An 18,587-nucleotide genomic window follows, 5' to 3' on the forward strand; every position below is an offset into this window, starting at 1 on the left:
GTGCATCAGGCGCCGATCAGACCGGCAGGCCGTCCAACGCGTGGCGCAGCTGTTTCATACGCGTCTCCAGGCGGGGGCGCAGGGCAAGGTTTTCCTGCTCATCGCGTGCCTGAAGTCGCTCCATCGCCATTTCCACGCGCCCCATCTCGATCAGCAGGTCGTGGTGCGAATAAACCGGTTGAAAGTCCAGCATCGGCTCCATGACTGCACCTCTCGGGTTGTTTTGGAGGTAAAGGAAGCAACCCCCATGCCAAGATGTGATGAAAATCACGCTTCCAGAGGCTGAAGTCGGGAAACTGACGTATTGCGTCACGTGTTGCCGATAACCGGCACAATTTAGCGTTTTAGTCACCCCGTGTTCACGCGCGGGGCGTGAGTATCTACACCACGCGGCGCGGCAACCGAGTCAGCGACGCGATGAGTTTTCAAGGCTTCTGACGCTTGGCAACACGGTCATCCTGGATTCCCCCTGTTCCTGAGACCGCCAAGCGTCAGATCTATCCCAAAGCAAAAAGGCCGCTCCATAGCGGCCTTTTTGCTTTTCCGGAGCCTCGCCGATTTCTGACCGGCAAAAAAAACGACGGCGCCCCGAGGGGCGCCGCCTTGCTTCCTCTCCCGGCGCGCAATCGAGCCCCTGTCCGCTCGATCTCGGCGCGCGTCTTCCGCGCAGCGTCTGCCCGGGAAAAGTGCATGGGTAGGAAAGCAGTTTCCATGCCAGGCTGTCCATGCACGGATCGCTCGCTGCTTCGAGGTAAAATGGCGCCATCTTTTGTCCACTTTTGCTCTGCCGGGGCATCTTGATGCTGCACCCTATTCATTACGACGTCATCGTGATCGGCGGCGGCCACGCCGGCACCGAGGCTGCCCTGGCCGCCGCGCGCTGCGGTGCCCGCACCCTGCTGCTCAGCCACAACATCGAGACGATTGGCCAGATGAGCTGCAATCCAGCCATCGGCGGCATCGGCAAGGGGCACCTGGTCAAGGAAATCGACGCCCTGGGCGGCGCGATGGCGCATGCGGCCGACCGGGCCGGTATCCAGTGGCGCACACTCAATGCCTCCAAGGGGCCAGCCGTGCGCGCCACGCGCTGCCAGGCCGATCGCGCGCTCTACAAGGCCGCCATCCGGCGCATCGTGGAGACCCAGCCCAACCTGGAATTGTTCCAGCAGGCCGTCGATGACCTGATCGTGGAAAACGGGCGCGCCGTGGGCGTGATAACCCAGATGGGTCTGTCCTTCCGCGCACGCAGCGTGGTGCTGACCGCCGGCACCTTCCTGGCCGGCAAAATCCATATCGGCCCGGCCCAGTACGCGGGAGGCCGCGCTGGCGATCCGCCCGCCAGCGCACTGGCGGCCCGGTTACGTGAACTGCCCATCGCGGCTGATCGCCTCAAGACCGGTACGCCGCCGCGCATCGACATGCGCAGCATCGATTTCACCGGCCTGGAGGAACAGCCGGGCGACGACCCGATGCCGGTGTTCTCCTATATGGGCTCACGTGCGGAGCATCCGGCCCAGGTGAGCTGCTGGATCACACACACCACCGAACACACGCACGAAATCATCCGCGGCGCGCTGGATCGCTCGCCACTCTATACCGGCCAGATCGAAGGCACCGGTCCACGCTATTGCCCCTCGATCGAGGACAAGGTGGTGCGCTTCGCCGAGAAGGGCTCACACCAGATCTTCATCGAACCGGAGGGCCTGGAGACCTTCGAGATCTATCCCAACGGCATCTCCACTTCGCTGCCGTATGACGTGCAACTGGATCTGGTGCACTCCATCAAGGGATTCGAGCAGGCGCACATCACCCGTCCGGGCTACGCGATCGAGTACGACTACTTCGACCCTCGCGGGTTGCAGCCGTGGCTGGAAACCAAGGCCATCGGCGGCCTGTTCTTCGCCGGACAGATCAATGGCACTACCGGCTACGAGGAAGCTGGCGCGCAGGGGCTGATCGCCGGGCTGAACGCCGCCTTGTGCGCACAGGGCAAGCCGGCATGGTATCCACGCCGCGACGAAGCCTACATCGGCGTGCTGATCGATGACCTGACCAGCAACGGCACCATCGAACCGTATCGCATGTTTACATCGCGTGCCGAATATCGCCTGCATCTGCGTGAGGACAATGCCGATCTGCGCCTGACGGAAGCCGGTCATGCATTGGGCGTGGTACCGCAGGAACGCTTCGATGCGATGCGCGCCAAGCGCGAGGCGGTAGCGCGCGAAACGCAACGGCTCGGCGCGCTATGGGCGGCGCCCAACAATGCCCTGGGTGCCGCGATCACGCGTCAGCTCGATATCGCCGTCAGCCGTGAAACCCACGCGCTGGATCTGCTGCGCCGGCCGGAGCTCGATTATGTCCGGTTGATGACGGTGGCCGAACTCGGGCCTGCCGTGGAGCGCGAGGACGTCGCCGCCCAGGTCGAAGTGCAGGCCAAGTATGCCGGCTACCTGGAACGCCAGCGCGAGGAGATCGAGCGCCAGCGTCGCCACGAGCACACGGCCATTCCTGGCGGTTTCGACTATGACAAGGTGCGCGGCCTGTCGGCCGAGGTGCTGCTCAAGCTCAAGCGAACCCAGCCGGCGACGATCGGCCAGGCCGCGCGTATCAGCGGCGTGACACCTGCGGCAATCTCTCTACTGCTGGTGCACCTCAAGCGCAAGGATGCGGCCTGATCCAGGGAGGCAGGCTGGGCGTTGCCCCAGGGCGACCAAGCCAGGCGCGACAGCACTGGGAATCGGCCCATGCCACAAGCCCTGGGAAAAAACGCCGGCTGGCATGGCATTATCGGCGCTCCCTTACACTTTCTTCGGAGCTTGATCATGGAAGTCTGGATCGGACGCGATGGCGAACGCCATGGCCCGTATAAGGAAAGCGACATCCGCCAATGGCTGCGCAGTGGTCAGGTGTCGCGCGACGATCTGGGCTGGTATGAAGGTCTGGCCGACTGGCAGCCGTTCTCGGTGCTGTTTCCCGACGAGCAGCCCACGGCCGCCACGCCGCCGGACATGGCGCCATACACGGCGCCGCCTATTCCCCAGGCCACCACGACCACGGCATTGGAGGACTATGCCGGCTTCTGGCAGCGCTTTGCCGCCTGGTTGATCGATGGGCTGATCCTGGCTGTTCCGGCAGCGATCCTGTTCGTGGCAACCGGCGCGGCTGATGCCTATATGGCCATGCTGGGCAAGATCAGCAGTGGCTCGGGCATGGGCAGCCAGGAAATGAACGAGGCGCTGCAAGCCTATGTTCGCGCTTCGCGTCCGGCCACTATCGGCTCGGCAGTGATCGGCTTTGTGTATTACACGCTGATGGAAGCCTCGCGCATGCAAGCCACGCTGGGCAAACTTGCCTTGCGACTGCGCGTGACCGACGACAAGGGACAGCGCGTCACGATCGGCCGCAGCGCTACACGCAATGTCGTACGGTTGCTCACGCTGCTGACGGGGCTGATTCCCTTCATCTGCTACTTGGCCGTAGCCTGGACGCAGCGCCGCCAGGGCCTGCATGACCTGGTCGCGCATACGCTGATACTCAACGGCCGGGCCAGCGAGCAGAAAGCGTCACCGGTCAGTTCCAGCGACAATATCTACAAGCGTGAGGGCGGCTCGTTCGACGCCTGATCCGGGGCTCGATCGAGTGCAAAAAAGCGCCGCATCCGCGGCGCTTTTTTTTTGCCATGGTGCGAGGCATCACACGCCGTCGCTGGCATGCGGGGTTAGCTCGGCCTTGTGCGATTCGAACCAGGGCTCGGCGATTGGGCCAGGCATCGATCCTTGGATGCCACCCTGCACGGCCGCCACGCCAGGCGACCTTGTTATGATGCACGACCCGACCCGCGGACGATGCGTCCGCAGGTCGTGCCGCCCCTCAAGGAACGCTTACAGACTCATGCTCAGCATTGAACAACGCATTGCCCAGGACATTGCCGCCAAGCCCGAACAGGTGCACGCCGCGGTGGATTTGCTCGATGGCGGCGCCACGGTGCCCTTCATTGCTCGCTACCGCAAGGAAGTCACCGGTGGCCTGGACGATACGCAGCTTCGCCTGCTCGAGGAGCGCCTGCGCTACCTGCGCGAACTGGAAGATCGCCGCGGGGCGATCCTGGCCAGCGTCGAGGAGCAGGGCAAGCTTTCCGATGCCCTGAAGGCAGATATTCTCGCTGCCGACACCAAGGCACGCCTGGAAGACCTTTACCTTCCCTACAAGCCCAAGCGCCGCACCAAGGCACAGATTGCCCGCGAAGCAGGGCTCGAACCGCTGGCCACCGCCCTGCGCGAAGACCCGACCCAGTCGCCCGACACGCTGGCCGCCGGCTACGTCGATGCCGAAAAAGGCGTTGCCGACGTCCGTGCCGCACTCGATGGCGCACGCGCGATCCTGATGGAATCGATCGCCGAAGATGCCCACCTGGTCGGCCAACTGCGCGAATGGCTGTGGGACAAAGGCCAGATCCGAGCAAAGGTCGTCGAAGGCAAGGAAAACGAAGGCGCCAAGTTCCGCGACTATTTCGACCACGTCGAGCCGATTGCCAGGATTCCCTCGCATCGCCTGCTGGCATTGATGCGCGCACGCAACGAAGGTGTGATCGAACTGGAGCTCGCCCCCGCCCTGGATGCCGAGCAAGGCCACCTGGAAGGCGAAGGCCGCGTCGCCGCGCACGCCGGCATCGTCGATCGCGGTCGCCCGGCCGATGCCTGGTTGCGCGAAACCGTGCGCCTGACCTGGCGCGTGAAGCTGCACCTGCACCTGACGCTGGATCTGTTTGGCAAGGTTCGCGAGGGCGCCGAGGACGAAGCCATCCGCGTATTTGGCGAAAACCTCAAGGACCTGCTGCTGGCCGCGCCGGCTGGCGCGCGCACCGTGATGGGCCTGGATCCGGGCATCCGCACTGGCGTGAAAGTGGCCGTGGTCGACGCGACCGGCAAGTTGCTTGCGACCGACACTATTTATCCGCACGAACCGCGCAACCAGTGGGATCAATCCATCGCCCGCCTGGCCGTGCTGAGCAAGCAGCATGGCGTGGATCTGATCGCCATCGGCAACGGCACCGCCTCGCGCGAAACCGACAAGCTCGCCGGCGAACTGATGAAAAAGCACGCCGACCTCAAGCTCTCCAAGATCGTGGTGAGCGAAGCCGGCGCGTCGGTGTACTCGGCCTCGGAAGTCGCTGCCAAGGAATTCCCGGATGTCGATGTGAGCCTGCGCGGCGCGGTCTCCATCGCACGCCGCCTGCAAGATCCGCTGGCTGAACTGGTGAAGATCGAGCCCAAGGCTATCGGTGTGGGCCAGTACCAGCACGACGTCAACCAGGTGAAACTGGCACGCACGCTCGATGCCAGCGTCGAGGATTGTGTGAATGCCGTTGGCGTCGATGCCAATACCGCCTCAGCCGCGCTCCTGTCGCGTGTAGCCGGCCTGACCGCCTCGGTGGCCGAGAACGTGGTCAAGCATCGCGATGCGCATGGTCCGTTCGCCAACCGCCAGGCGCTGCTTAAGGTACCGCGCCTGGGTGACAAGGCCTTTGAGCAGTGCGCGGGCTTCCTGCGCATTCCCAATGGCGACAACCCGCTCGATGCCAGCTCCGTGCATCCGGAAGCCTACCCGGTGATCGAGCGCATCATCGCCCAGTGCGGGCGCGAAGTGCGCAACATCATTGGCGACGTCAGTTTCCTGCGTGGCCTCAAGCCCGAACAGTTCACCGATGAGCGCTTCGGTGTACCGACCGTGCGCGACATCCTCAAGGAACTGGAAAAGCCGGGTCGCGATCCTCGCCCCGAATTCGTCGCTCCCAGCTTTGCCGAGGGCGTGGAAGACCTCAAGGACCTGCGGCCGGGCATGATCCTGGAAGGCCGAGTGACCAACGTGGCCGCCTTCGGCGCCTTTGTCGATATCGGTGTGCATCAGGACGGCCTGGTCCATGTGTCGGCGCTTTCGCACACGTTCGTCAAGGATCCGCGCGACGCGGTCAAGGCCGGTGACATCGTCAAGGTCAAGGTGATGGAGGTGGATATCCCGCGTAAACGCATCGGCCTGTCGATGCGCCTGGACGACGAACCGGGCCAGGCACGTGGCGGCAAGCCAGCCGGTGGCAGCGACCAGGACGCGCGCGGCCAGCGCGACTCACGCGGTGGACGCCCGGGCGGTGGCGGTGCGCCCAAGGCAGCGCCTGCTCCGGCCAACAGCGCCTTCGCCGATGCGCTTTCGCGCGCCATGAAGCGCTGATACACCTGTTTCAAAAAGGGCCCTGGCCCGGCTGCAGCCGGGGCCATGTCACGAAACCCTTGATGTAGCTCATCGAGGGCCTGTAACCCTGGCAGCGTTTCAAGCAGCCGTACGCCGCAACGCAGCATGCGCTCACGTACGGACTGCATTACCGTAACAATCCAATAACAAAGCCCCTGCAAGGAGCGTCGCAATGCCCCGTACCCGATATATCGCTGGCGCGATTACCGCCGCGTTACTCTTCAGTTCTGCCGCTTCCGCCGGGCAGTTCGACAAAGTAGTCATCTTCGGCGACAGCCTGAGCGATGCCGGCAACATCTCGCTGGCGACCGCGCCGCAGGTGCAGCCGCCGCTGCGCTTCACGACCAACCCGGGCGTCACTGCCTCGGAAATCCTGGCGGCCAACCTGGGCATGCCGGTGCAGCCGTCACTGCTGGGTGGCACCGATTTCGCCTTCGGCGGCGCTGGACTGAACAACAATTCGTCGCCCGGCCCGATCCCGACGCTGCCGCAGCAGTTGCAGATGTACCTGGGTGCAACCGGCGGCAAGGCCGACCCGCGCACGCTGTACCAGATGTGGGGCGGTGCCAATGACATCTTCTACCTGACCGCCACCTCGACGGATCCAAACGTACTCGCTGCCGGCACCGCGGCCGCCGCGCAGAAAGAAGTGCAGCTACTGGGCCAGTTGCAGGCTGCCGGTGCGAAATACGTGGTGGTCTACAACCTGCCTGATATCGGCAAGACACCCGAGAGCATTGCCGGCGGCGCGGCAGCGCAGGCGGGCGGCACCCAGCTGGCGCTGGCATTCAACGGCGTACTCAATGCCGGCATATCCCAGCTCAGCGCCAATGGCCTCAACGTCATCCCGGTCAATACGTTCGGTCTGCTCAATGAAGTGATCGCCAACCCGGGCGCCTACGGCTTCACCAACGTGACGCAGCCGGCCTGCGGCGCCGGTGCCAGTTCGGTGCAGTGTGGCCCGGCCGGTTCTGGCCTGCCCTACACCTACGCGGCAGGCACCAACCAGACCTATCTGTTTGCCGATGGCGTGCATCCGACCACTGCCGCGCACGCGTTGCTGGGTCAGTACGTGACCTCGATCATCCGCGCGCCGGGCCAGATCTCGCTGCTGGGCGAAGCTCCGCTTGCCGCCAGCCAGGCGCAGAACCGCGCGTTGCGCAACCAGATGCTGGCCGACGAGGCCGGCGCCGGTACGCGTTTCTTCGCCAACGTCGATTACTCGCACCAGCGCTTCGACGGGCAGGACATGTCGCCCAAGACCACATCCAACAATGTCGACCTCACGCTTGGCGCCGATGCCAAGGTCAACGAGAACTTCTCGATGGGCGTGGCTCTGGGCGTGGGCCAGCACAATAGCGATTTTGCGGGCGGTGGCGGCTACAAGCTGCAAGACATCAGCGGCATGGCATTTGCCACGTATTACGCCGGCGGCGCCTATGTGGGCGCTCATGTGAACTTCGCGCAGTCGAACTTTTCCGACATTGACCGTCGCATCCAGTTGGGTAGCAACCTGCGTGGCGAGACGGGCAAGGCCGATGGTTCGCGCGTCGGCGGTGGCCTGACCGGCGGTTACTGGTTCACCTTCAACAACATCCGGACCGGTCCGTTCGCCAACCTGGATTGGGAGACGGTCAAGCTCGACGGCTATACCGAGAATGGCCAGGACAGCACGGCGATGACATTCAACAGCCAGCACCGCGACTCGCTGATTTCCACCCTGGGCTGGCGCCTGCAAGGCAACTTCGGCTCGGGCAACATCACCTGGTCGCCGTATGCCGAGTTGGCCTGGAACCACGACACCAAGGCGGACCCGCGCGAAGTCACCGCCGGCCTGGTCAGCATGCCTGGCCAGTTCTCGATCATCGGCTACACGCCGGACAAGAGCTGGGGCACGGCCGATATCGGCGTGAACGCGAAGTTCTCCGATAACGTGAGCGCCTGGGTCGGTTACAGCGGCCGCTTCAAGGATGACAGCCAGAAGTACAACAGTCTGAACCTGGGTGTGCGTTTCGGGTTTTGATGAGGGTCGGCCGCGCTCCTCTGGCGCGGCCATGATGTCCCTCGCTTGGCTCGCCGCAAGGCCGGCCGCTCGCTCGGCCTGGAAAGAGTGAAGAGGGAAAGCACGAAGCCCGCAGCTCAACGAGCTTGCGGGCTTTTTGTTGGTTGGCTTTTTGACAGAGGCCGTAAGCGAGAGCAGTCGCTTGTCTTGGTGTGGACGAGTCCCTCACCCTTGGCAACGCCGGAGTCAGGGGGACTCACTTGGGGCTCGGTTTCAACCGGGGCGAGTTCCGTGGCGATGCACGGCGTGAATCAGGTCGCGGTTTGGAGGTTTCAAGAGCCCCCATCGGCGACGTACGTCGCGGCATGAAAAAACGCCCGCTTGCGCGGGCGTTTTTGTGCGAACCAATGGTGCGCGAACTTACTTACCCTTGCCGCCTGCCAAGCTCAGAATGGTCTGTGCCTGCTTCTGCAGATCAGCCGCGTCGCTATCGCTCAGCGTATCCGTCTTGCCATTGGCCTCGTGCTGCTTGAGCACCAGCGCACCGTCCTGGCCCCAGCCCGCACGCTCGGTCGAGCTGGGCTTGGCGTCCTTGTTGGACTTCTTCTGCTGCACGACGACCCATGGCTTGCCGTCTTTATAAGCGTAGTCGGTGCTGGTGAAGCCCTTGTCGCCGTAGTCGACCTGCTCGCGGATGAATTTGACGTTGCCACCTTCGCGGAACACCTGCCAGCCACGCGACACGTCCTTCTCGAGCTTGGTGCCGTTGGTGATCTTCATCGCGCCGATGTGTGCCTGCACGTCCTTGAATGCGGCAAGCTCCTTGTCGCCTGCAGTCTGCGTCGGCGTCAGGATGATCGAGACCGTGTTGGGCGCACCCTTGGTCAGCACCGGCGATTGCAAGGCCGGAGCGTACTGCTGCTCGCCATCGGTCAGCACTGCCTTGACGTTGTAACCGTCAGCCGGGTTGATGTCAGCCGGGTTGAAAGTCAGTTCGAACTGCTGGGGCATGCTCGGAACCGGCGAAATCGTCTTCGTCGCCAGCGTGGCATTGCCGTCTTCGGTCGACACGTCGACCAGGGTGATCTCCAGCTTGGCGTTCGGCGACAGATTCGCCGGATTCTGCAATGCCACCGAGCCGCTGACCTTGTTGGCTTGCCGGGCGGGGGCCGCCGCGCTGCCCGAATCATTACCAGATGCGGACTGCGACGAATCCGAAGAAGAATTGCAACCGGCCAGCGCCAGGGCTGCAACCGACATCAGCGACCAAACGATCCTGCGCATGGATGGAACCTCAATCTATCGATAAACCAAAACGCGAAATATCTCGCCACGTCTCGGACGTGCTCAGGATCTTCGCGGGGGAAGCTTCAAGCATAGCCCAAAGGTCCCCGGCGGAAAAGTCAACAAAACCAGTGCCATCCGTCCCGTAAGGCCATACGCCCGCGTTTGGACTGGCAATTTCCTTGCCAGACCCATGGTATCACGCGAGTTGAGATTGCCAGGGAGCAAAATCTTGCGTGAAACAAATTTCATGTTGAAGAGTGTACTGACCGGTAAACCAATCCCTGGCTGGGTCGTTATTCATTGCGAACCGGCCGCGGCCGGATCAGCATGTGCGCGTGACGGGGCACCGTTTTGGTGAGCTTCCAGGAGGGAGGCCATCAGAGCTAAGTCCCCTGCCATCCACAGGTTTTGGACACAGGGAAGTCAACGTGGTCAATGCAGGGAGCCTACCCCCGTCCTCGTTTGTTGAGAATTGCGATGAATACGCAAAAATCTACGCATTTTGCCGAAGTCCACTCCAGCACCTTCGCCGATCGCATCAAAGTGCTGATCCAGCGCGTGGGAAGCGTCACCGAGATCGCACGTATGTGCGGCTTCTCCGAAGGCGTCGTACGTAGCTGGCGCGATGGCAACACCGATCCCTCGCGCGCGCGTTGCGTCACCCTGGCCAAGACCCTCGGCATCTCGCTGGTCTGGTTGGTGGCTGGCGAAGGCACGATCCAGACCGACGCCATCGCCCAGGGCGAAGAGCTGCCGGGCACGGAGACATCGCTGACCCAGCGGCACCGCACTAAGCTGCGCACGGCGGCCGACACGTTGCAGGCCGGCGGCGCAATGGACCCCATGCGCATGAGCACCGCGGTGCGCATCCTGCAATCGGAACTTGACTTGGCCGAGAGCCGGCTGAGCCTGGCAGAGAATACGGACATGCTGGCCGAGCTGTATGACATCCTGGGTCCGAACGGTGATGTGGATGCCGCTGCGATGGTGGCGTTCAATCATCGGTTGGGGGATCGCATCCGCCGCAACCGGGCCGCTTGAGACTCGGTGAGGCCGCTCGCTTTGCTCGCTGTGAGGCCGGCCACTGGCGTGGCCTGTGAAGGCAGGAATCAAAAAGCCCGCAAGCTCGACGAGCTGCGGGCTTTTTGGTTTTCCCCTTTACTCTTTGCAGGCCGCGCCAGCGGCCGGCCTCATCCCAGCTTCGCGATATCCGCGATCCCCGCAAACTGCGCCTTCAACTGCCCCAGCAGCGCCAGGCGATTGGCGCGAACAGCCGGATCGTCCGCGTTGACCAGCACGTCATCGAAGAACTTGTCGACCGGGGCCTGCAACTGCGCCAGGCGGGTCAGTACCGCCGTGTAGTCACCGGCGGCCAGGGGCGCGGAGGTATCGGAGGTGGCGGCAATGAGCGCGTCGGCCAGTTCGCGCTCGGCATCGAACTCGAAGTGCTTGGGATCGACCGACGTGCCCACCGGCGGTGCGCCGGCCTCTTCGGACTGCTTGCGCAGGATGTTGGCGACACGCTTGTTGGCCGCGGCCAAGCTGGCCGCTTCCGGGCGGCGACCGAATTGGGCAACGGCACGCAGGCGGCGGTCGAAATCGGCCAGGCTTTCCGGCTGCACCGCCAGCACGGCTTCATACTGCTCGCCGGTGAAACCCTGCTCAGCGTAATAACCACGCAAGCGCTCAAGCACGAAGTCGACCAGCTCGTTGGCCAGTTCCGCACGGCGTTTGCCGGCATCCAGCGCCGGAGCCTTGCCGTCCTTGCCGGGCTTGATGCCTGCCGCGAGCGCGGCATCGGGCAGCAGCTCCAAGGCTTCACGCAGGCTGCCCTTGAGGTCGAGCTCGACACCGCCTTCGATCAGGGTGCGCGCCAGGCCCAAAGCGGCACGGCGCAGGGCGAAGGGATCCTTGTTGCCGCTGGGCTTCATGCCGACGGCGAAAATGCCGGCCAGCGTGTCAAGGCGCTCGGCGATGGCCAGCACCTGGCCGACCTTGCCGGGGGCCACCGCATCACCGGCAAAGCGGGGCTGGTAGTAGCTGTCCAGCGCCTGGGCCACCTCGGCCGTCTCACCGTGGTGGGTGGCGTAATAGCGGCCCATGACGCCCTGGAGTTCGGGGAACTCACCGACCATGCGGGTCAGCAGGTCGCACTTGCTCAAGGATGCCGCGCGAGTCGCCTGGCCGGCATCCACACCAACGCGGTTGGCGATGATGCGCGAGAGCTCAGCCACGCGAATGGTCTTGTCCCACAGGCTGCCCAGAGCTTGCTGGTAGGTGACGTTCTTGAGGGCGTCCTGGTAGTCGGCCAGTGGCGTCTTGAGGTCTTCGTCCCAGAAGAACTTGGCATCGGCAAAGCGCGGCCGAATCACACGCTCGTAGCCCTTGCGGATCTCCGCCGGCTGCTTGCTGTCGATGTTGGCTACGCCAATGAAGTGTTCGGTGAGCTTGCCTTGGGCATCGAACACCGGCACGAACTTCTGGTTGGTCTCCATGGTGGTGACCAGGGCTTCGGACGGCACCGCCAGGAAGTCGCGGTCGAACGTGCACGCGATGGCCACCGGCCACTCGGTCAGGTTGGCGATTTCGTCCAGCAGTGCATCTTCGAGGCGCGGAGTGCCACCCAGGCCATCAGCGACGCGGGCGATCTCGTCGCGGATGCGCTGGCGACGCTCGGCCGGATCGGCCAGCACCTTGGCCGCGCGCATGTGATCGAGCCAGCCATCGGCATCGGCGATGTGCACCGGCTGCGGGTGCATGAAGCGATGGCCGCGCGACTGGCGGCCACTTTGCAGGCCCAGCACCTGGCCATCGACGATGTCCGAGCCGTGCAGCATCACCAGCCAATGCGCCGGACGCACGAAACTGTAGTCATGATCGGCCCAGCGCATCGGCTTGGGGATGGGCAGGCTCTTGAGGGCTTCCTCGACGATCTCGGTCAGGAGCGCGGCCACCGGCTGCCCCGGCTTGACCGCGCGGAACACAAACCAGGCGCCTTTGTCTGTTTCAAGCTTTTCCAGTTGCTCGACGGTCACGCCGCACGACTGCGCGAAGCCCATCAGGGCCTTGCCCGGCTGGCCGTGGGCGTCGAGCGCGGCATTGACCGCCGGGCCACGACGCTCGATGCTCTGCTCAGGCTGGGTGATGGCCACCTGGGGGATGTGCACCGCCAGGCGCCGAGGCGAGGCATAGATGGCCGCGCTGTCGAGGTCGGCCTCGATGCCGCGCCGTGACAGGCCATCGCAGATGCCGCGGTGAAAAGCTGCAGCCAGTTCGTCCAGCGCCCTGGGCGGCAGTTCTTCGGTGCCCAGTTCGATCAGCAGTGACTTTGCGGCGCTCATGCGGCCTGCTCCCTGGTCTTGTTCTTGAGGCCCGGAAAACCGAGCTTTTCGCGCTGCGCGACATAGGCTTCGGCCACCGCGCGAGCCAATGTGCGCACGCGCAGGATGTAGCGCTGGCGTTCGGTCACGCTGATCGCCCGGCGAGCGTCGAGCAGATTGAAGGTATGACTGGCCTTCATGACTTGCTCGTAGGCAGGCAATGGCAGGCCAGCACCGATCAACTGGTTCGCGGTGGCTTCGCACACGTCGAACCAGTGGAACAGTTCGGGCACGTTGGCGTGCTCGAAGTTGTAAGTGCTCTGCTCGACCTCGTTCTGGTGGAATACGTCACCGTAGGTCACCGTGCCGTGCGGGCTCTCGGTCCAGACGATGTCGTAGAGGTTGTCCACGTTCTGCAAGTACATGACCAGTCGTTCGAGGCCGTAGGTGATCTCGCCGGTCACCGGGCGGCATTCCAGGCCGCCGGCCTGCTGGAAATAGGTGAACTGGGTGACCTCCATGCCGTTGAGCCACACTTCCCAACCCAGGCCCCAGGCGCCAAGGGTAGGCGACTCCCAGTTGTCCTCGACGAAGCGCAGGTCGTGCACGAGCGGGTCCAGGCCCAGTTCCTTGAGCGAGCCGATGTACAGCTCCAGGATGTTCTCCGGATTGGGCTTCATCACTACCTGATACTGGTAGTAATGCTGAAGGCGATTGGGGTTCTCGCCGTAGCGTCCATCCGTGGGGCGGCGCGAAGGCTGCACGTAAGCTGCGGCCCAGGGCTCCGGGCCCAGGGAGCGCAGAAAGGTGGCGGGATGGAACGTGCCGGCGCCCACCTCGGTGTCGAGCGGCTGCAACAGCACGCAACCCTGCGCCGCCCAATAGCGGTTGAGGGTCTGGATCACATCCTGAAAAGTACGTGCGGACATGGCTTTCCGTGACCTGGAATAAAGCGGGTTAGTATAGCCGTGAGGCTAATTTGACGTCGTCATGGATTTCACGCCGCGCCACGGACGGGCGCCGCCAGGGGTTTTGCACATGGCTACCGCACCACAATCGACTTCCCTGCTCGGCCGTCGCGGCCGGCTCTCCCTTGACGAAATGCTCGCCGCCCTGGTCGTGACCGGGCACGTCGCGGCCGAGGACGCCAAGAACGTGCGCATGGGTTCACGCGCGGGGCGCAGCACGGTGGAGTTGCACCCGATCATCGTCATCGCCAACGCCAAGCTGCCGAACCTGCGCGAGCCGGGACGCCCCTTGAGCGCCGAGGCGCTGACCGAATGGCTGGCCGGCCAGGCCGAGCTGCCATACATGAAGATCGATCCGATGAAGATCAATGTGGCCGCCGTCACCCAGGTGGTCAGCAATGCCTACGCGGTGCGACACAAGATCCTGCCGGTCGCGGCCAGCCTGGGCGAGGTGACCTTCGCCACCTGCGAACCATTCGATGCGACCTGGGCCACTGATCTTTCGCACATGCTTCGGCGCGATGTGCATCGCGTGGTGGCCAATCCTCTGGACATCAACCGCTACCTTCAGGAGTTCTACGGCGTCCAGCGTTCGATCCAGATGGCGCAGGACGCCAAGAACGCGGCCGGCGGTTACGATTCATCGTCCATCCTCAACTTCGAACAGCTGGTGGAGCTGGGCAAGAGCGGCGAAGTCGGGGCCGACGACCGGCATGTCGTGCACATCGTCGACTGGCTGTTGCAATATGCCTTCGAGCAACGCGCTTCGGACATCCATCTGGAGCCGCGCCGCGATGCCGGCAAGATGCGTTTTCGCATCGACGGCGTGATGCACAAGGTGTTCGAGTTGCCGCCGCCAGTTATGACCGCGGTGACCTCGCGCATCAAGATTCTTTCGCGCCTGGACGTGGCCGAGAAGCGCCGCCCGCAGGATGGCCGCATCAAGACGCGTTCAGCCGCCGGGCGCGAAGTGGAGCTGCGTATCTCCACCATGCCCACCGCGTTCGGCGAGAAAGTGGTCATGCGTATCTTCGATCCGGATATCGTCGCCAAGGATTTCTCGCAGCTGGGTTTCTCGACTACTGAAGATGCGATCTGGCGCGGCATGGTGGAACGCCCGCACGGCATCGTGCTGGTCACCGGCCCTACCGGATCGGGCAAGACAACCACGCTTTATTCCACGCTCAAGCATCTGGCCACGCCGGCCATCAACGTGTGCACGGTGGAAGACCCGATCGAAATGGTCAGCCCCGAGTTCAACCAGATGCAGGTACAGACGTCGATCGACCTGGATTTCGCCGCGGGTGTGCGCACCCTGCTGCGACAGGACCCGGACATCATCATGGTCGGCGAGATTCGCGACCTGGAAACCGCGCAGATGGCCGTGCAAGCTTCGTTGACCGGCCATCTGGTGCTATCGACGCTGCATACCAATGACGCGCCCAGCGCGGTCACGCGACTGCTCGACCTGGGTGTTCCGCATTACCTGATCCAGTCCACCCTGACCGGTGTGGTCGCGCAGCGATTGGTACGCACGCTGTGCCCGCACTGCAAGCAGCCGACCGCGCAGGACCCCCACGAATGGATTGCGCTGACCCATGGCTGGGACCTGCCGGTGCCGGAAAAGGTATTCAAGCCGTTGGGCTGCCTGGAATGCCGGCATACCGGCTTCATGGGACGCACTGGCGTGTATGAAATGATGCCGTTGTCGACCCGGTTGCGCGGCCTGATCACACCGCAGCTGGATCTGGCGAGCCTGGGCGTGGCCGCTTCGCAGGCGGGCATGCAGCCGCTGCGCATCTCTGCCGCCGCACAGGTCGCACGCGGCGTAACCACGGTCCAGGAAGTGCTGACCGTGCTGCCACCGATCGAGACCGAAAGCGACGAGACAGCCGCCTGAGCCATGTTTCCCGTTCATTCCATCATATCCGCATCATGAAACCCGTCCTGATCATCCGCACCGGCCGTGCACCCCATCCCATTCGCGCTCGCTTCGGAGACTTTCCTCACTGGTTCCGTATCGGCGCGCAGCTGGCTCCCACGCAGATCCGCGTGGTGGACGTGGAAGCGGGGGAAGACTTGCCTGCGCCGGGCCAGGTCGCCGGCGCATTGATCACCGGCTCGGCCTCCATGGTGACCGAGCGGCTGCCCTGGAGCGAACGCGCAGCCGGCTGGATTCGCGATGCCATGGACGTAGACCTACCGATGTTCGGCGTGTGCTACGGACATCAGCTGATGTCGCATGCCCTGGGCGGACGCGTCGATTACCTTCCAGGCGGTCGTGAGATCGGTACCGTGTCGCTGGAGGCTATCGGTCATGGGCACGATGACGCGGTCGCCGGGATGCTGCCGCCACAATTTCGCGCGCATGCCACGCACGAGCAGTCTGTCCTGGAAGCCCCCAAGGGGGCTGTGTCCTTGCTGCGTTCGGACCGCGACGGCAATCATTTGCTGCGCTATGGCGCCCATGCGATGAGCGTGCAGTTCCATCCGGAATTCAATGCAGACGTGATGCGCGCCTACATCCATCGCAAACGGCATGACATGCACCGCGAAGGATTCGATCCGCAGCAGACCTATCGCCAGGTGGCACCGACACCGTTCGCACGCAGGCTGCTACGACAGTTTGCACGGCGACACGGATGGGCCGCCCCCTCCACGCCTTAGGAGCGACTTCAGTCGCGAAAAGCGATTTGCGACGTGGTCGCGAATCGGAGCTTCTGCGTGATGTCACCACGCAGAAAGCCAGCCACTGGCCACCTCAGGCCCAACGCCGCACCCTTACCGCGTCGGCATGGGAAACGGCGTCACGATCTTCTGCCCATCGCCGGCATCGCGAATGGCCAACGAGCCTTTGCGTTCGACCTCCTCGATGCGCACGATCGACTGCATCGGCAGGTGCAGCATGCGGGTATCCTGGAATTCCTCGCGCAGGCGTTCCTCGGTCGGATCGACGACAATGCCCGCCCCGGCCGGCTCGAACACCAGCTCTCCCACTTCGGTGAACCCCCACAGGCCACTGGACGCAACGTGCCGGGCGTAGAGCTCATAGCTCTTGCCCAGGTGGAGGAAGGTGACCTTGTAGAGCTTTTTGGTACGCATGATGGCTATGGTGAGCAGACCCATGTCGGGTGGCAGATGATCACCCCGGGATATCGGCCGAGTCCAGTCCGGTATCCAGGTTGCCGCCGATCTGGATCGAATGTCCCCAGAACAGGTCGCCATCTTCCAGCCACGCCTCGTTCTTGGGTGGCAACGACGTATCGACGGCGTATTGTTCGATCCGACGGCGCCAGATTTCCTGCTCGGCAAGCAATCGCCCGGCCGTGGCGAGCGCTGGCGAGTGGTCGTGCAGATCCGGGCCGTCGAAGCGCACCTCGACGTCATGGCCGCACGACATGACGCGCACGCATGGCACGGTCGTCATGCAGTACGCCAATGATCTGTTCTTCGGAAAAGCGCTTCTTCACGTCCAATCTCCTTCGGTTGGGGGATTGGACTCCAAACGGCCGTGCTACTCAAAACCAGGGGACGTCGCACAGATGATGTCTGGCGAAGATGGTGTGGTCATGGCGATACGACTAGCCACGCATGCGCTTGACGATGGCGGGGCGCGAATACAAGGCGAACACGATGCCAAACAGAAAACCGGCGATGTGCGTCCACCACACCACCAGGCCGTAGCTTGGACCTGCATAGCTGAAGAGCAATTGCAGAAGTACCCAGATACCGATCAACAGGAAAGCGGGAATGCGGACGAATTCCAGGTACAGGCCCAGCGGCAGCACCAGACCCAGGCGTGCGCGTGGAAACAGCGCTATATAGGTGCCGAGGATGGCCGACACGGCACCGCTGCAACCGATGATCGGCGAACGCACACCCGCCAGTGACAAGGCACCGACAAGATTGGCGATGACGCCGCCGACCAGGAACAGCACCAGGAAGCGCATGGAGCCGAGGGCGCGCTCGGCGGGAAGTCCGAAGATCACCAGGAAGAGCAGGTTTCCTAGCAGATGCAGCCAAGCCAGGTGAATGAAAAGCGCGGTAACCAGACGCAGCAAGGCCGGATCATGCAACTGTGCCCAGATAGGCAGTTTGGCATCGAAGATATCCGCAGGGACCGTACCCCACTCCAGCCACATCGACACCCGTTGCGGGCCAGGCATCAGGGCGAAGGCAATAAAGCTGGTCACGCACACAACCACCAGCAGCACGGTTGCCCATTGCGGTCGGTTACGACGCCTGGTGTCGACATGCACAAACACGTCTGGCCCTCTCCAGGACGGTTATCGAGGTAGACATGATAGCCGCTTGCGCAGGTGCGGGGTTCCGCGCAAGTCGCAAGCAGCGTCATGCACCGGGGCCTGGTAAGAGCGACGTGGGAGCGACTTCAGTCGGGAAGCGAGCGGCGCGGGGTGCCGATGGCGTGTTTTGCAGCGCGCGGCTGCGCCGCGCACCGCCAAGCACGCCGCGCACCGCCCAATCACTGCCAATCACGCCCAAGAAAAAACCCCACCGATATCGGTGAGGGTTTTTAGGATGAAGCCCCTGGCGGTGACCTGTTGCGGTGCGCGGCTGCGCCGCGCACCGCCAAGCACGCCGCGCACCGCCCAATCACTGCCAATCACGCCCAAGAAAAAACCCCCACCGATATCGGTGAGGGTTTTTAGGATGAAGCCCCTGGCGGTGACCTACTCTTGCATGGGCAATGCCACACTACCATCGGCGCAGCTGCGTTTCACTTCCGAGTTCGGGATGGGA

At 63.5% G+C, this 18,587-nt stretch carries 14 protein-coding genes and 1 rRNA gene; 7 read left to right on the forward strand and 8 right to left on the reverse strand.

The window, feature by feature from the left end; translation table 11 throughout:
- Positions 1 to 16 precede the first annotated feature (16 nt).
- A complete protein-coding gene (locus tag VF436_RS06165; protein ID WP_330903130.1) occupies positions 17 to 202 on the reverse strand; it encodes a hypothetical protein in 186 nt (61 codons plus the stop codon).
- Positions 203 to 800: 598 nt separating this feature from the next.
- Between VF436_RS06165 and mnmG the strand changes: the two genes are divergently transcribed.
- The 4 genes from mnmG (at position 801) to VF436_RS06185 (ending at position 8,272) form a co-directional block, all read left to right on the forward strand.
- The gene (mnmG, locus tag VF436_RS06170) at positions 801 to 2,678 is read left to right on the forward strand and encodes a tRNA uridine-5-carboxymethylaminomethyl(34) synthesis enzyme MnmG (RefSeq protein WP_330903131.1); all 1,878 of its coding nucleotides are present in this window, start codon (positions 801 to 803) and stop codon (positions 2,676 to 2,678) included.
- Between the two features lie 147 nt (positions 2,679 to 2,825).
- The gene (locus VF436_RS06175) at positions 2,826 to 3,626 is read left to right on the forward strand and encodes an RDD family protein (RefSeq protein ID WP_330903132.1); all 801 of its coding nucleotides are present in this window, start codon (positions 2,826 to 2,828) and stop codon (positions 3,624 to 3,626) included.
- 268 nt (positions 3,627 to 3,894) lie between these two features.
- Positions 3,895 to 6,228, forward strand: a complete 2,334-nt coding sequence (locus VF436_RS06180) for a Tex family protein (protein WP_330903133.1) — start codon at positions 3,895 to 3,897, stop codon at positions 6,226 to 6,228.
- Between the two features lie 193 nt (positions 6,229 to 6,421).
- Positions 6,422 to 8,272: an autotransporter outer membrane beta-barrel domain-containing protein gene (locus VF436_RS06185; protein WP_330903134.1), complete on the forward strand. Its 1,851-nt coding sequence runs from the start codon at positions 6,422 to 6,424 to the stop codon at positions 8,270 to 8,272.
- A 399-nt stretch (positions 8,273 to 8,671) separates the two neighbouring features.
- Here VF436_RS06185 and VF436_RS06190 read toward each other — a convergent pair whose 3' ends face one another.
- A complete protein-coding gene (locus VF436_RS06190) occupies positions 8,672 to 9,535 on the reverse strand; it encodes a YbaY family lipoprotein (protein WP_330903135.1) in 864 nt (287 codons plus the stop codon).
- 480 nt (positions 9,536 to 10,015) lie between these two features.
- Here VF436_RS06190 and VF436_RS06195 point away from each other — a divergent pair, with 480 nt between their 5' ends.
- The gene (locus VF436_RS06195; RefSeq protein ID WP_330903136.1) at positions 10,016 to 10,579 is read left to right on the forward strand and encodes a helix-turn-helix transcriptional regulator; all 564 of its coding nucleotides are present in this window, start codon (positions 10,016 to 10,018) and stop codon (positions 10,577 to 10,579) included.
- Positions 10,580 to 10,728: 149 nt separating this feature from the next.
- Here the strand turns inward: VF436_RS06195 and glyS are convergent, their stop codons facing one another.
- Positions 10,729 to 12,879 carry a glycine--tRNA ligase subunit beta gene (gene glyS, locus VF436_RS06200; RefSeq protein WP_330903137.1) on the reverse strand — a complete coding sequence of 717 codons (2,151 nt, stop codon included), beginning with the start codon at positions 12,877 to 12,879 and terminating at the stop codon, positions 10,729 to 10,731.
- On the reverse strand, positions 12,876 to 13,787 hold the full coding sequence (gene glyQ, locus VF436_RS06205) for a glycine--tRNA ligase subunit alpha (RefSeq protein WP_330903138.1): 912 nt from the start codon (positions 13,785 to 13,787) through the stop codon (positions 12,876 to 12,878). Before glyQ ends, glyS begins: the two co-directional genes overlap by 4 nt.
- Positions 13,788 to 13,896: 109 nt before the next feature.
- On the opposite strand from glyQ, the gene VF436_RS06210 reads away from it, so the two are divergent.
- Both VF436_RS06210 and VF436_RS06215 read left to right on the forward strand, forming a co-directional pair.
- On the forward strand, positions 13,897 to 15,726 hold the full coding sequence (locus tag VF436_RS06210) for a GspE/PulE family protein (RefSeq protein ID WP_330903139.1): 1,830 nt from the start codon (positions 13,897 to 13,899) through the stop codon (positions 15,724 to 15,726).
- Between the two features lie 35 nt (positions 15,727 to 15,761).
- Positions 15,762 to 16,493, forward strand: a complete 732-nt coding sequence (locus VF436_RS06215) for a glutamine amidotransferase (protein WP_330903140.1) — start codon at positions 15,762 to 15,764, stop codon at positions 16,491 to 16,493.
- Between the two features lie 114 nt (positions 16,494 to 16,607).
- On the opposite strand, the gene VF436_RS06220 is transcribed toward VF436_RS06215, so the two are convergent.
- The 4 genes from VF436_RS06220 to rrf form a co-directional block, all read right to left on the reverse strand.
- A complete protein-coding gene (locus tag VF436_RS06220; RefSeq protein WP_330903141.1) occupies positions 16,608 to 16,928 on the reverse strand; it encodes a DUF1820 family protein in 321 nt (106 codons plus the stop codon).
- 40 nt (positions 16,929 to 16,968) lie between these two features.
- Complete coding sequence (locus VF436_RS06225) at positions 16,969 to 17,253, reverse strand: hypothetical protein (RefSeq protein WP_330903142.1); 285 nt, start codon at positions 17,251 to 17,253, stop codon at positions 16,969 to 16,971.
- 154 nt (positions 17,254 to 17,407) lie between these two features.
- A complete protein-coding gene (locus VF436_RS06230; RefSeq protein ID WP_330903143.1) occupies positions 17,408 to 18,091 on the reverse strand; it encodes a rhomboid family intramembrane serine protease in 684 nt (227 codons plus the stop codon).
- Positions 18,092 to 18,504: 413 nt separating this feature from the next.
- Positions 18,505 to 18,587: ribosomal RNA gene (gene rrf / locus VF436_RS21790) — 5S ribosomal RNA — on the reverse strand; the annotation flags it as partial.

It is taken from the genome of Dyella sp. (genome assembly GCF_036384435.1).
Lineage (GTDB): Bacteria > Pseudomonadota > Gammaproteobacteria > Xanthomonadales > Rhodanobacteraceae > GSA-30.

What these genes read in the sequence shown, in the direction of transcription:
- VF436_RS06165 (WP_330903130.1), bottom strand. Translation starts at nt 202, where the DNA reads ATGGAGCCGATGCTGGACTTTCAACCGGTTTATTCGCACCACGACCTG.
- mnmG (WP_330903131.1), top strand. Translation starts at nt 801, where the DNA reads ATGCTGCACCCTATTCATTACGACGTCATCGTGATCGGCGGCGGCCAC.
- VF436_RS06175 (WP_330903132.1), top strand. Translation starts at nt 2,826, where the DNA reads ATGGAAGTCTGGATCGGACGCGATGGCGAACGCCATGGCCCGTATAAG.
- VF436_RS06180 (WP_330903133.1), top strand. Translation starts at nt 3,895, where the DNA reads ATGCTCAGCATTGAACAACGCATTGCCCAGGACATTGCCGCCAAGCCC.
- VF436_RS06185 (WP_330903134.1), top strand. Translation starts at nt 6,422, where the DNA reads ATGCCCCGTACCCGATATATCGCTGGCGCGATTACCGCCGCGTTACTC.
- VF436_RS06190 (WP_330903135.1), bottom strand. Translation starts at nt 9,535, where the DNA reads ATGCGCAGGATCGTTTGGTCGCTGATGTCGGTTGCAGCCCTGGCGCTG.
- VF436_RS06195 (WP_330903136.1), top strand. Translation starts at nt 10,016, where the DNA reads ATGAATACGCAAAAATCTACGCATTTTGCCGAAGTCCACTCCAGCACC.
- glyS (WP_330903137.1), bottom strand. Translation starts at nt 12,879, where the DNA reads ATGAGCGCCGCAAAGTCACTGCTGATCGAACTGGGCACCGAAGAACTG.
- glyQ (WP_330903138.1), bottom strand. Translation starts at nt 13,787, where the DNA reads ATGTCCGCACGTACTTTTCAGGATGTGATCCAGACCCTCAACCGCTAT.
- VF436_RS06210 (WP_330903139.1), top strand. Translation starts at nt 13,897, where the DNA reads ATGGCTACCGCACCACAATCGACTTCCCTGCTCGGCCGTCGCGGCCGG.
- VF436_RS06215 (WP_330903140.1), top strand. Translation starts at nt 15,762, where the DNA reads ATGAAACCCGTCCTGATCATCCGCACCGGCCGTGCACCCCATCCCATT.
- VF436_RS06220 (WP_330903141.1), bottom strand. Translation starts at nt 16,928, where the DNA reads ATGCGTACCAAAAAGCTCTACAAGGTCACCTTCCTCCACCTGGGCAAG.
- VF436_RS06225 (WP_330903142.1), bottom strand. Translation starts at nt 17,253, where the DNA reads ATGACGACCGTGCCATGCGTGCGCGTCATGTCGTGCGGCCATGACGTC.